Genomic DNA, 12,507 nt, shown 5'->3' on the forward strand with positions numbered 1-12,507 from the left:
CTCTTCACTGGCGCTCTCGCAGCGACTGGAGCGCTGCATCGACGTTTCGGTGAATGGGAAGCACCCGATCCATGCGGCAGATACGGAACATCTGTTCCACGTCGCTGTTAAGATCAGCAACCAGCAAGTCGCCACGATGCCCAATTTTTTTCAAAACCCCGACCAGTGCCCCCAAACCAGAGGAATCCAGAAAGGAAACCTGCGAAAAATCGACAATGATTTGGCTGTTGCCCTGATCAATCAGTTCGACGACTTCGTTTTTGAACCCGGTCGCGTTCTGCGCTGTCAGCCGCTCTACGCCGGGGCGAACGACAGTTATGGAATCGTCATGTTGTGTCGTATAGATCATTCTCAGTTCCTATTAAGAGCGACAACGGTCAGGTCGTCTTCCAGTGTGTTCCCGCCGCGCCAATCGGACAATGACTGGACGATCGTCTCAGGCATTTGCTTTGCGCCGACGAATGGCATTGTGGCGACCATGCGTTTGAGACGATCAAGTCCGAAGGAGGTGCCCATCTCGTTCTCGGCCTCAGTCACCGCGTCGGAGCAGACGACCAATGTGCATCCTTTGGCAAGGTGGATCGTGTTGTTTTCGTAGGTCAGGCTCGGCAGCATCGCGACGGGAAAGCCGCCGTCGCCCACCATGTCTACGGCACCGGATCCATCAACGTAACAGGGCGATGGGTAGGCGGCCTGACAATAGGTCAACTCGCCGCTTGCCGTGTCGATAACGCCGCAGAACATGGTGAAATATTCGTCGTTCTCCGGGCTGAAGAAGCGGTCGTTCAGATTGGCGACCAATGCTGCCGGATCAGGGGGCTGGCCTTCTCGCAGCGCAAATGTTCGAAAAAATTCTGGCGTGATGAGATAACCCAGTGCAACCGAAAGAAGCGATGCGTGAACGCCGTGGCCGGATACGTCTATCATGTAGAAACCGAGCGTATCGTCGTTTAAAGGAAAGCAGCCAAACATATCGCCCGAAACAAAGGATGAGGGCACGAAAGCCGAGGAAATGTCGAAGCCAGACATCTCTTCCTTAAAATCAGGTAAAAGCCGGCGCTGCGCTGCGGCGGCGGCGCGCAGGTCTGCCTGAATACGGTCGTTGGATTCCTTAAGAATCCTTGTCCGTTCGGCAAGCTCATCCGCGTGTTGAATCAATCGCGTCGCCGCACGGATACGGGCATTCAGCCTCATGGGGCTGCGTGTTTTAGCAAGAAAATCATCGACCCCGGCGTCTAGCGCCTTGGATCGAAGTTCTTCGTTCTCGCTACCGGTAATCATAATAATGTAAACGTAATGGTCCAATTCAAGCGCGCGCACTGCTTGGGTCAGCTGAATGCCGTCCATATTGGGCATCTGATAATCGCTGATGACAATTTGTATTTTCGCTTCAACTAGTTGCTGGATCGCAGCACGACCATCGTCGACGGGAATTGCCTCATACCCTAAACTCTCGATCAGTTTTGAGAGGTATAGCCGTTGAACTGCATTATCCTCTGCAACGATGATTTTCAGCCGTTCTACCATCCCGCGTTTGCTAACCTCAGTTTATAACGTCTACCTGCTGATTCCTACTTAATAGCCGAACTTTGTCATTTGATTGGCGGGATATTGTGAAAAATTGTGAAAATACCTTGATTTTGACAATTTTCAGGTGGGCTCCTCTGATAGGTAAACAAAGGGTATAGGTTAACAGGCTCGGGTCCAAAGAGACTGACACTGTCTTCTGGAAGGGTGGAAATGAATGGTCTGATATATGTGGGTTCCGCCATAACCATCTTGTTGAAGAGGGAAGGTTAACATTTATGAAAGTGGGGCGATATGAAGGGTACTATTTTTGTTGAACTAATCAAAATGGCCGAAGATGCGTTTGGCGAGGATGTCGTAGATATTGCGTTAGATAACGCAAATCTCGACAACGGCGGCGCGTTTACCACGGTAGGAAATTATCCTTGCTCAGAACTTATCAAAATTGTGACTGCATTCAGCGAGTTATCGGGTATTAGCTCGGAAAAGCTACAGCGCATGTTTGGGCACTGGATGATGAAACACTTCGTCGAAAACTTCGGCGGATCGTTTGAGGGCAAGGCCGATAGCTTCTCGCTTCTTGAAGCTGTCGACGGCGAAATTCACGTCGAGGTTAAAAAATTATACCCTAGTGCCGAGCTTCCGGCGTTTTCCACGGATCGCATAAGCGATGACCACCTAGTGCTTACCTATTCTTCTCCACGTCCATTGGTCGAATTTTGCCATGGTATGGTCGAAGCTTGCTTGGAACTTTACGGCCAAACGGCAGAGGTTGCACGTAGCCCCGCCCCGCATCCAGCAAATGCTACGAACTTCGATATTCGTTTGAATGGATAACCATTGGTATCGTTTGAGGTAAGTTTTTGAAATGCCAAATGAAGTCTCATCTATCAATACTACAGTTTCTCGGCGGCGCTATCAGCGCGAGCAGGCGGCCCGCGCTGAAGCGGAAAACCTGTTGGAGCAGAAAAGTCGTGAACTATTTTTGGCGAATGAAAAGCTTAGTGCCTATTCATCGGAGTTAGAAGAAGCGGTGCGGGTGCGCACTGAAGAGTTGGAAGAAGCGCTGAAACAGGCCGAACTTGCAGGAAAAGCAAAAAGCAGATTTCTAGCCACGATGAGCCATGAGATACGGACGCCGCTTGGCGGTATGCTGGGCATGATTGATCTGTTGGAGATGGACGAAACAGATCCTGAAAAGAAAGAACTCCTTAGGCTTGCGTCCACGGCGGGCATCAGTTTGGGAAGGATCGTCAATGATGTTCTCGATTTTTCAAAGATGGAAGCTGGTGTATTTATTCTTGAGAGAGAAAACGTTGATATTCGTGCGTTGATTGAGAGCGTATGCGTGCTTGCGGGGAGCAATGAAACGACCCGACACCGCAACCTGAAGATCGAGGTTACCCACGACGTACCCAAGATATTTTTCGGGGACGCAACGCGCATCCGGCAAGTCATCTCAAACTTGGTTTCTAACGCTTTGCGGTATTCCACCGAAGGGCCGATCCATATTCGTGCCTCGGCATCAAAGCATCCGAAAGGATGTCTACTTCGAGTTGAAGTGGAAGATTCGGGTATTGGCATTTCGGATACTGCCAAACTCGATTTGTTTAATGACTTTTCACAGGTATCCAACTCTTTGACCGCCGCGGCTCAGGGTACGGGCCTCGGCCTAGCCATCTGTAAACGAATTATTGAGGGCTCAGGTGGTGCGGTTGGTTTGAATAGCGAGGTCGGCGTTGGATCTACGTTTTGGTTCGAGCTTCCTGTCGAAACCGGTGAAATTACCAATGTCGCTTCTGACACGGAGAGGCGGGATCAGCCCAATGGTAACGCTCTCGACGGGAAGCGGGTGCTTATTGCCGAAGATAACATAGTCAATCAAAAACTTTTGCTAGCCTACGCTGATCGTTTAAACCTTGTAAGTGACCTTGCAGAAAATGGTCGCGTTGCAGTGAAAATGTTTGATCCCAAAAAGTACGATCTAGTACTAATGGACGTCGCCATGCCTGAAATGGACGGACTAGAGGCCACGCAGCGTATTCGTGAGAAATGGGGTGCGTTCAGTTATCCTCCAATCATCGCACTCACAGCGCACCTGATGGATGCTATTGAAGAAGAAGCCAAAGTAGTGGGAATCGAGACTATCTTATCTAAGCCTATTCCGTTCCTAGAACTTAAATTCGCGCTAGAGATCGCGTTATGCGGGCAAACACCTAGCTCAGACGAACAAGCAAGTTTGGTGGCGGAGGGAGCTTTGGGCACTAACGTGCAAAGTGCTTCGATACTTGACCGGATGTCCGATCGCAGCTTGAGTGAAATTCGAGAGCTTTTTACCGAAGAGAAATTGATCCAGCTCGCCCACAAGTATGTGGACGATTGTTCTAGGCGTTTCGAGCGTTTAGAAACTGCGTTTGAAGAGGGCGATGCAAATACGGTGAAAGCTGAAGCTCACTCAATCAAGGGTTCTTCGCTGATGCTGGGATTCAACAACATCGCCGAGTGGGCAAAACTTCTTGAGGAAACGCCTTTGGGTAACGGAAATCCGCGAAATTGCGTTAATAATATTCGAAATGAACTCGCGGATCTTCGGGCACTCGCATGATACATCATACATTTCACAGTAAAAGTTAAAAATTAAATTTGTAGGCTACAGAGATAGTTCCGCCCCAAATACCCTCACCAGAATTTTGACTTTGGTTCCAGAAAAAGCGATTGTTTGCATAATTGCTGTAGGTCACGCTCCAATCGTCGCGGATCTTGTAGCTTATCCCGTAAGCAAAGTCCGGATCCCAGGGGTCTTGTTTTCCGGGCAGATAGGCGTAGGCCGTCCCGCTGATGCGCAGCCGGTCTGTTACGGCGTAGCTGCAGAACAAGTTTAGGGAGCCATACTCAAGGTCCAGCAAGTTGACGCTTGTGGAGCAGCCTATGACCTTCTCATTCGGTAGTTTAATTTTCGGCAAGCTATAGCTGGCGCGAAGCGCCCCAGATATGAGTGAGTCAAAAAATGAGGCGTTGGTACCGTCGAAGCGGCCGGAATAGTTTGAGTAACTCAGCGTGATCTTTTCAGTGGCCTTATAAGATAGAGCATACGTGAACTCTGCATCGGAAGGCGACTTTTCGTTGTTGTCAGCATATCCAATCGCAGACGCACGTAGTGAGAGTTTTTCGGTCAACTTCGCCCCACAAGACAAACTGGCGCGTGGTTTGCCAAATCGCTTCGCGCCTGTGTCGTGGTGCTTGTAGCGGAGCGTTACACTTCCGGTAACAGAACAGGCAAGATTGATCCGTTCGAAGATAGTTTCCTTAACCGGCGGTGTGAGAGACGGATTTGACCTCTGATTGACGACAACGGCCCTCCGAGGCGAGGCCTGTCTTGCCACGGATGAAGATGCCATTTTGACCCGCTTTGTCGTGGTTCGGACCGCTTTTATCGCGTTCAATTTCTCCAGCTGCGGCTCGCTGCAATCCACATCCGGATCCTCGATTGTGCACGGTAGATGAGCGGGTTGCTCCAACGGTACGACGAGTTGGGCATCCACCTCCTCTATTCTTTCCACAGGAGTGACCGGCACGACTTCTGTCTCTGACACCACGGTTTCAGGGACGTTCTGATCTCGCGGTGCTGCGGCTGCTACCGCCGTTTCCTGCCTAGGAATAGCAGTGCCGTTGGCGGACTCTGTAGGTTCAGAGCTTTGCGCCGTGGCTAAGGGCCTTTCATCTATCCGTGGCGGCGGGGGGAGGAGAGGCTCTGAAAGGGGAGTTCCGGTTCCGGCCAGGATCCACTCGGATAGGTACTGCGCTAACGCCTCACCCGACGGAGCCGGAGGCATCACAGGCCGCGGGCCATCAATGGCGGGAACCACAAACGTGTCGCCATCCGCGCCATAGACGGTGCAAGCGACGCCCTTCTTACACGACAAACGAAACAGGGCACTGCTCAGTTGCTCTGCTTGCATAATCTTTCCGCTTCCATCTGGAAAAAGAACGTAGCGCAGCCCATTGATCTCGCCGCGTTGGTGGCGCGATAAATGCAGCGCGCTTGGCAGGTCTTGAACGACTTCCCGTGCCGAAGGAATGGCAGGATCCGTGGTATTAATAGTGGTGACACTATTCACGGGGCCGGTCGATAGTTCGGAAGCCGTGCTTTCAGCCAGTGGCTGCGCTTGGATCATAGTTGCACATCCCAAAGAGATTGAGCAAACGAATGCACCGCCATTCCATAGGCTCGAAAACGATACTCGATGAAACAAGCTTTGACCGCGTTGCGATGCACCGGGCGTCACTGTTTCTGACTTATCGACTGGCATGCTACTTTGCCTTTAACAGTATTCGAGTTCTTTCCGATCGCACGGGTATTTTTGTTTTGGAGGATGGTGGGCGGCGAACACCAGCGCAACTTACCAAAGATCAATCATGGCTCAAAGACGTGTTTAGCGAGAGTTACTAGTTATAGCTAATAGATCACGGTACTTGAGGTGATGCGTTTTTATTTGTCTGACGTCCATCATGCTGCCACTTTTCCATATAGAATTTAGCATGGCTGATGGAAGAGAAATAATCTCCCATACTGTAAAGGATGACCTGATAGGATGTCGCACGCATGAATGTACAAAAGGCCGTCAGTTCGATCTGTCACAGTATCCTTCTCTCGCTAATGGCGACTGTTGCGATATCTGAAGTGCGATTTGAGAACGCGGTTGGGAGTGAAAATTTTGCTCGGCCTGTAAATTACGCGCTGTATCTTCCCCCGGGGTACGAAACGGACAACCGCTCTTACCCTGTGCTTTACCTTTTACATGGGGGTGGAAGTGGGCAGCCAAGCGACTGGTTTACGCTCGCCGGTCTCGACCAGTTATTAGATCGTTTGATTGCAGAGGGAGCTATCCGGCCATTCATTGCGGTGGCACCCGATGGTCGTAGAAACGAAGCCAACGATGTCGCGACATATTTCCTAAACGACCATGATGGCGTGTTGAATTGGGAAACGATGTTCTTCGAGGATTTTATCCCTGCGGTCGAGAAGCGACATCGAGCCCTCGGTACCGGAAATGCGCGCGCGGTCCTTGGTATCTCCATGGGCGGTGTAGCATCCACTCTCTATAATTTAAAAAAACCCTATGACTTTGCTGGAAGCGCGGCCCTGAGTGTTGCGTTTCGCACGAAGGATCAGGTTCTTGCGCTGTCTCCCGAAGCCTATGAAAGCCGGTACGCGGGAGTGTTGGGACCTAGTCTAAGCGGCGAAGATCGGCTGAATTCGAGTTGGCAAGCCATCTCCCCCTCAGTGCTCGTGTCTACTGTGGACAAAAGCAACTTTGGTCGTATCCCGCGCTTCTATTTTAATACGGGAGCAGATGATCCGTTTTTTCAGGGCGCGGCCGAATTACATATGACTTTGCGAGAGGCTGGCATCAAACACAGATTTTTGGTTAGCGAAGGTAGTCATGATTGGAATTTCTGGAGACAATCACTCGAAGAGGCAATCTTTCACATCAATGCTGTTTTCACGAGGGGCTATGGTGAGTAGCACACGCGCTTAGGGTTAATCTCAATATAGCGATTTCAACAAAATCCTGAATGGCCGGCTCACAGATGAGTGTCGTAGTTGAACGCCGTTTGGCACTTTAAGAAACGTCCATGGAACGCTGGAAGCTTAGCAGGTAGGATGAAGCGCGTTTAGTAGCTGGCAGCCTGACTCCAGCTTCCGGCCCTTCTTGGCAAGGAGCGCGAACATAATATTGGATTGTCCTGTACACGTAGTGGCTTTGATGTCGTGAGGCACGCAGAGGTATCACTCTAAGCCGTAGGATTTCCGGATCTCAAACTTTCGCGCGAAGGTAGATTGATTTACTTTATGGGTGGAGTTTTCCGCGATGACTTAGAGGCTGAGTTTCAGTCCTAGGGTCAGGACTCGTTCTCGTTTCATAGCCAGAACATGACAGTTGCGGCCAGAGCGATGGCAGACAAGAACACCTTTGGACATCTGTCGTATCGGGTTGCGACACGCCGCCAGTCCTTGAGCCTTCCGAACATGATCTCGATGCGGTTGCGGCGTTTGTAGCGACGCTTGTCATATTTCACGGGCGTTTTACGCTGCTTGCGGCCCGGGATGCAGGCGCGTATCCCCTTGTCTTTCAACCCTTCTCTGAACCAGTCAGCGTCGTAGCCTCGGTCGCCAAGAAGCCATTCGACCTTGGGCAAGCTGCTGAGCAGCGCCCGCGCTCCGATGTAATCGCTGACCTGACCGGCGGTGACGAACAGATTGAGCGGTCGGCCTTGGCTATCGCAGACGGCGTGCAGCTTGGTGTTCATGCCGCCCTTGGTGCGACCGATCAGGCGTCCACGCCCCCTTCCTAAGAAACAGCCATGTCGGCCTCTAGTGGCAATTCTTGCAAATCATACCCGAATGACTTGGCTCGACGTTTGAGATTGCCAAGCACGCGATTGCGGTATCGTTCCTCATAATGGGATGCGCCGGGATCTTTGTATGTCATGCCGTGTCGGAGGGTGTTGTAGAACAGGACGGCAATCTTACGCGCGGTGGCCGTGACTGCTTTGGCTTTACCTGCGCGTGCCGCCAATCTCCGGTAGAAAGCCCCAAGAGCGGTATCGCTGCGCCCGATCGTGACCGCAGCCAAACGCAATAGGGCTGCAGCGCGGCTGGATGATCGCCGCGTTCGAGATGACAACACCTTACCGCCAGATATCTTGTTCCCCGGTGCCAGGCAGAGCCACGACGTGAAGTGTTTGGCGCTCGGCCATGCGCGCAGGTCAGTGCCACATTCGCCAACCAATTTGAGTGACAGAGACGGGCCCATCCCGTGGATTTGGGTCAGATCAACGCCGAGGACGCCGAACAACGCTGCCCGAACATCGAACGACGGGGTGCTGACCTGCTTGGTTTTAGTGCGCGCGCGCGGCAACTCACTTGGGTCATGTTCCGTAACGGCCCCTAATGCCGCCAGCGTCGCCTCGAGGTGACGATCACATTCCAGCATCTTGGCCTGATAGAAGTCATAGAGTTCGAGCGACTGGGTCAGCCCGAAGATGTGTTCGGCGCGATCATTGCCATTGAGCGCGGCTTTGATTGTCTCTGTTGAAGCTTTGCAACGCACGTCGCGATACGCGGCTAACACGTCCAAATCCCGTTCGCCCGCAACAATCGCACGGATGATCTTCATCCCTGTCACGCCGGTGATATCAGAGACGACATGATGCAGCTGGACGTTCATCTCCATCAGTGCCTTCTGCATGTGTTCCCCTCTCGGGACATCGCTATGCGATACCCTGCCGGTCAATGGATGTGCGCGGCTGCATATTCCACCAGCCGTTCTCGTTGGCGCAGATACGCGCGTAACGTCGCGATCTGTGCCGATGGTCTAAAGCTGCCGCGCAAGAGCCCATAGGAATGTAACTGCCGCAGCCAACTCGCATCGCTGACGTCTGTCTTGCGGCCCGGTACATTCTTGGCGTAGCGCGCATTCACCAAGACGACCTCGAAGCCATGCTGCTCGAGTATCTCATATGCTGGGATCCAGTAGACACCCGTAGATTCCATCGCGCCGCTGGTCACCCCGTGCGATTTGAACCAATCCGCAAGGTCATGCAGGTCATGGGTGAAGGTGCCGAAGGCACGCACTGGCGTATCTGTCACATCTGGATTGACGGCCGCCATGTGTTCACGCGAACCGATATCAACTGCCGCAGCTCCGACGTTCACAGTCTCAATTGCTGGGGCCTTGCAGGTCTTTTGCTTTGCCATTGTCTGTCCTCCTGTTGGCTACAGAAGGGCATGGGCTATGCAGATCTGTCATCTTCCTAACCGGGATCACTGCAAAACAGCGTCACCACTCTCAAGTTCGCATCAACCCATGGACCACGTTTTTTAACGGGGTTCTGACCCAAGACAGACCACCAATAAGCGAACGGCCGCTGCCCTTCATAGAGCAACGATAGCACAGGCTGTTTCTACCGCGCACAGGCGGGCCCCAACCCTGAACGGTTTTTTAATGCCCATGCTGGTCGCTGTTCGGTGTGCTTTGAGGTAAGTCGCGTCGATCATCACGGTCTTCTTTTCGCCGTGCTCTGCAGCCAGTCCGACCATCATCTGCGCGAAGATGCCCTTGTCACTCCACCGCTTCCAACGGTTGTAAAGCGTCTTGTGGGGGCCGTAATCCTTGGGGGCATCCCGCCAGCGCAACCCATTGCGGTTGATGAAAATAATTCCACTCAACACTCTGCGGTCATCGACCCGTGGCTTGCCATGGGACTTCGGGAAATAGGGCTCAAGACGCGCCATCTGTGCGTCGGACAACCAGAAAAGATCAGACATGTCATCGCTCCGTTTTCGGAGCCGTGAATCATCCGGCGCGTCTGAAATCAATGGGTCCTGACCCTAGATCATTATCCGATCAAACCCGGAGCTGTACTATTTGGACGGGTTGTTGAAAAACAAAGGCGGCATACCGTTGCCTCCCTAGCCACATCAATGGGGGTACACCCGAAAACCGTAGCCAATATTTTGTCACAGTCGGGTATGTTGCCCAAAGATGTATATCAAGCAGATAGTCGGAGAACTGTTGAGGCGGAGCCAGCAGAAGAACTTATTGCCAAGTTGAAGCGCGCAATTCCAGTCGCCAAGATTCCAGAGCGCATCGGCTGCACGCGGCCTCAGGTCGCTTTGCTACTGGAAAAAGGCTTCTTAAGAACTGTCGTTGAAGACGGTGAAAACCGTACAGCGCGCTATAAAGGTGTCGATGTCGACGACCTTGACCAGCTCATTGTTGAAATGCGGCGGTTTGGGGAGGAAATTCGAGTGCCAAGCAAAGGCATGAATGATATCGGCCACGTTGCAAAGGCACTCAATGTTTCATCGATGGAAGTGCTTTCGCTGGTGCTGCAAGCCCAGGTTGAACATGTCGAGTTGCTTTCTGAAAAACTGAAGTTCAACTCCGTATTAATCAGCGTCCAGGAAGTTGCCTACAAGCTCGGCGCGAGAACGGGCGACGGCGGTATGACCGTTTCAGCTACATCTAAGGCTCTCGGTGTGAGCGCTGAAACGGTTGAATTTTTGTTAATTGCTGAAGAGGGTAAAGGCGAGACGCCATTAAAGGTCAGTGGTCGCGTCCGTCATATGGGAGTCATGCGTAATCTTGTCGACCAAGATAGTGTGACGCGTTTCAAAGAGCGCTATCGAAAGTTATCTTCGATAGAAGGCTACTGGGGTGGCGATCCAAATCGACTACGAACCAACTTACAAGCGAGAGGGGTTTTTCCAGTTTGGAATCCTGCTGATGCAAACGCGGAATTCTACAGGATCGCAGATATCTAAACCTCGAACTTTAAACGATTTAGCCGCCCTTTGGGGCGGTTTTTTTGTTCAACACTGTTTTTCAGTGGGCGATAATTGGTTTGCAAAAGTACACTCAAACCGCCGTTTTTGGTTACGGGTCGAAAAAGACTCATTAAAAATAAGGCCTTAACTTCTTTCTATGGGCTTCAATTGGTTGGCGTTTCACCAACATTGGTCCCGTTGTAAAAATCATGAAGTAAGGGGTCTTTGCGGACTTTAGCTCCGATTGCGAGGGTTATGTGGCGCGCTCCGTACTATGAAGGCCTGCTATGCGGGACATTCTCGCCGTTCGCCGCATCTTCTCAGGTTTCGTAGAGCAGACTGAGCGGACGTTTTCGCACCCTCACTCCCCGAGACGTCCTGCCAATTCTCCGCCTATGCCTTCTGCTCGATAATCTCGGTTTGCTCACCCACAAGGATCAGCGTGTTCTCATGGTCGAGGAAGGTTTTTTCGTCGGGGAAGACCGTCCGTTCATAGGTTTCTGACCCGAGCACGGCTTTTATACCTTCTGGGCTGTCGAACCAGATTTCGGCGGTGCCATCGAAGTCGGCCTGTGGAACGGGGAAGTCGCCATCAGCCGGATGGGTCTGGATGTATCGCAGGACGTGTGTTTCGGCTTCCGGGATCGAGCGGAACAGCGGGCCGTGCGTTTCGCGATGGTGCCGCACAAAGGTGGTGTGGTCGATATCCGGATTGCGCTTGAGCAACATTGTCATCTTAATCATGGTTTTGATCCTTCAGGGGTGAGGGGTCCAGCGGGGAGCCGGGGAAGCCGTGGGTAGGTCGATGCCGCCCGGATAGGTCAGCAGCTCAAACAAGGTGCCCCAAGGGGCGCGGCCATAAATGCCCGCATTGCCGTCGTTGTCCTCGTTGTTTGCAAGCGGATGCGGGCCCTTCAGGAGCGTACCGCCGGCGGCCGTGAAAGCGACGCAAGCCGCATCAATGTCGTCGACGTAAAGACCAAGATGCGAGAGACCCAGATCCTGAAGGCGCGCAGGATCGGACTGTGCCCCACCTTCCATGCGAAAGAGCTCGAGGCACGGCCCATTCCCGATCCGCACGAGGCGCATGTGGGTGATCCGCGTATCCGGGGACAGGCCGAGTTCTTCCTGGGGACCTTCGCCTTCCATGTCGGGCCCGTCCTCCGGCAGCACGTCGTAAAGCGTTACCGCCCCGAAAGCGTCAGACAGGAAACGGGTCGCGGCCTCGATATCTGGTACCGTAAGACCCGCATGATCCACAGCCCGAATCTGCGGGGCCGAGACCTTTACGCCGGCAAAGTTGACAAGGTCGGTCACGGACGATGCGCCTCCGGTGGCGACCTCCGCGAGGGCCGCGTTGAACTCCTTGGTGTGGGGCTGGGCCAGATGCGCTTCAAAGGCCGCGTCGTCGCGGTATTCTTCAAGCATCACCACTACACCGCCACTTTCGCTGAAAGCCTCGAAGCGGATGTTCCCCGCCTCGCGGCGCACCTGTTGGGCGAGCGTTTCCACGAGTGCCGCCAGCCTTTCGGACTCGCCCACCTTGGGCGTTGCCCTTGCAATCATCGTGCGTGTCATGATCATCTCCGTCTTAGGATGCTGCGCTGTGGCAGTCACCGAGCCAACCCGTCCCTGACGCGATCCGT

General features: G+C 52.9%; 9 protein-coding genes and 3 pseudogenes. 4 read left to right on the forward strand and 8 right to left on the reverse strand.

Going from position 1 to position 12,507, the window contains the following annotated elements; all coding sequences use genetic code 11:
* Positions 1-4: 4 nt before the first annotated feature.
* Both ABM428_RS14575 and ABM428_RS14580 read right to left on the reverse strand, forming a co-directional pair.
* Entirely contained in the window at positions 5-349 is a 345-nt protein-coding gene (locus ABM428_RS14575; RefSeq protein WP_353628481.1) for an STAS domain-containing protein, read from the reverse strand.
* A gap of 2 nt (positions 350-351) precedes the next feature.
* A complete protein-coding gene (locus tag ABM428_RS14580; protein WP_353628482.1) occupies positions 352-1,527 on the reverse strand; it encodes a SpoIIE family protein phosphatase in 1,176 nt (391 codons plus the stop codon).
* A gap of 294 nt (positions 1,528-1,821) precedes the next feature.
* Between ABM428_RS14580 and ABM428_RS14585 the strand changes: the two genes are divergently transcribed.
* Both ABM428_RS14585 and ABM428_RS14590 read left to right on the forward strand, forming a co-directional pair.
* Entirely contained in the window at positions 1,822-2,364 is a 543-nt protein-coding gene (locus tag ABM428_RS14585) for a heme NO-binding domain-containing protein (RefSeq protein ID WP_353628483.1), read from the forward strand.
* A gap of 31 nt (positions 2,365-2,395) precedes the next feature.
* Entirely contained in the window at positions 2,396-4,132 is a 1,737-nt protein-coding gene (locus ABM428_RS14590) for an ATP-binding protein (RefSeq protein WP_353628484.1), read from the forward strand.
* Positions 4,133-4,157: 25 nt separating this feature from the next.
* Here ABM428_RS14590 and ABM428_RS14595 read toward each other — a convergent pair whose 3' ends face one another.
* Complete coding sequence (locus tag ABM428_RS14595) at positions 4,158-5,702, reverse strand: hypothetical protein (protein ID WP_353628485.1); 1,545 nt, start codon at positions 5,700-5,702, stop codon at positions 4,158-4,160.
* Positions 5,703-6,130: 428 nt separating this feature from the next.
* On the opposite strand from ABM428_RS14595, the gene ABM428_RS14600 reads away from it, so the two are divergent.
* Positions 6,131-7,054, forward strand: coding sequence for an alpha/beta hydrolase-fold protein (locus ABM428_RS14600; protein ID WP_353628486.1), 924 nt, complete (start codon positions 6,131-6,133; stop codon positions 7,052-7,054).
* Between the two features lie 395 nt (positions 7,055-7,449).
* Here ABM428_RS14600 and ABM428_RS14605 read toward each other — a convergent pair.
* From ABM428_RS14605 to ABM428_RS14615, 3 pseudogenes are all read right to left on the reverse strand, one after another.
* Positions 7,450-7,875, reverse strand: a pseudogene (locus ABM428_RS14605) (IS5 family transposase); the annotation flags it as partial.
* Between the two features lie 5 nt (positions 7,876-7,880).
* Positions 7,881-9,289: pseudogene (locus ABM428_RS14610) on the reverse strand (IS110 family transposase).
* 240 nt (positions 9,290-9,529) lie between these two features.
* Positions 9,530-9,859: pseudogene (locus ABM428_RS14615) on the reverse strand (transposase); the annotation flags it as partial.
* Positions 9,860-10,015: 156 nt separating this feature from the next.
* Between ABM428_RS14615 and ABM428_RS14620 the strand changes: the two are divergent.
* Entirely contained in the window at positions 10,016-10,858 is an 843-nt protein-coding gene (locus tag ABM428_RS14620) for a hypothetical protein (protein WP_353628487.1), read from the forward strand.
* A 396-nt stretch (positions 10,859-11,254) separates the two neighbouring features.
* On the opposite strand, the gene ABM428_RS14625 is transcribed toward ABM428_RS14620, so the two are convergent.
* The gene (locus tag ABM428_RS14625) at positions 11,255-11,605 is read right to left on the reverse strand and encodes an EthD domain-containing protein (protein WP_353628488.1); all 351 of its coding nucleotides are present in this window, start codon (positions 11,603-11,605) and stop codon (positions 11,255-11,257) included.
* Between the two features lie 12 nt (positions 11,606-11,617).
* On the reverse strand, positions 11,618-12,439 hold the full coding sequence (locus ABM428_RS14630; RefSeq protein WP_353628489.1) for an antibiotic biosynthesis monooxygenase: 822 nt from the start codon (positions 12,437-12,439) through the stop codon (positions 11,618-11,620).
* Positions 12,440-12,507: the final 68 nt, after the last annotated feature.

The sequence above is a fragment of the Sulfitobacter sp. TCYB15 genome, assembly GCF_040435955.1.
In the GTDB taxonomy this organism is placed as follows: Bacteria; Pseudomonadota; Alphaproteobacteria; order Rhodobacterales; family Rhodobacteraceae; genus Sulfitobacter; species Sulfitobacter pontiacus.

Bases quoted from the DNA above. Each gene is read 5' to 3' on its own strand.
- ABM428_RS14575 (WP_353628481.1), bottom strand. From the start codon at position 349: ATGATCTATACGACACAACATGACGATTCCATAACTGTCGTTCGCCCC.
- ABM428_RS14580 (WP_353628482.1), bottom strand. From the start codon at position 1,527: ATGGTAGAACGGCTGAAAATCATCGTTGCAGAGGATAATGCAGTTCAA.
- ABM428_RS14585 (WP_353628483.1), top strand. From the start codon at position 1,822: ATGAAGGGTACTATTTTTGTTGAACTAATCAAAATGGCCGAAGATGCG.
- ABM428_RS14590 (WP_353628484.1), top strand. From the start codon at position 2,396: ATGCCAAATGAAGTCTCATCTATCAATACTACAGTTTCTCGGCGGCGC.
- ABM428_RS14595 (WP_353628485.1), bottom strand. From the start codon at position 5,702: ATGATCCAAGCGCAGCCACTGGCTGAAAGCACGGCTTCCGAACTATCG.
- ABM428_RS14600 (WP_353628486.1), top strand. From the start codon at position 6,131: ATGAATGTACAAAAGGCCGTCAGTTCGATCTGTCACAGTATCCTTCTC.
- ABM428_RS14620 (WP_353628487.1), top strand. From the start codon at position 10,016: ATGGGGGTACACCCGAAAACCGTAGCCAATATTTTGTCACAGTCGGGT.
- ABM428_RS14625 (WP_353628488.1), bottom strand. From the start codon at position 11,605: ATGATTAAGATGACAATGTTGCTCAAGCGCAATCCGGATATCGACCAC.
- ABM428_RS14630 (WP_353628489.1), bottom strand. From the start codon at position 12,439: ATGACACGCACGATGATTGCAAGGGCAACGCCCAAGGTGGGCGAGTCC.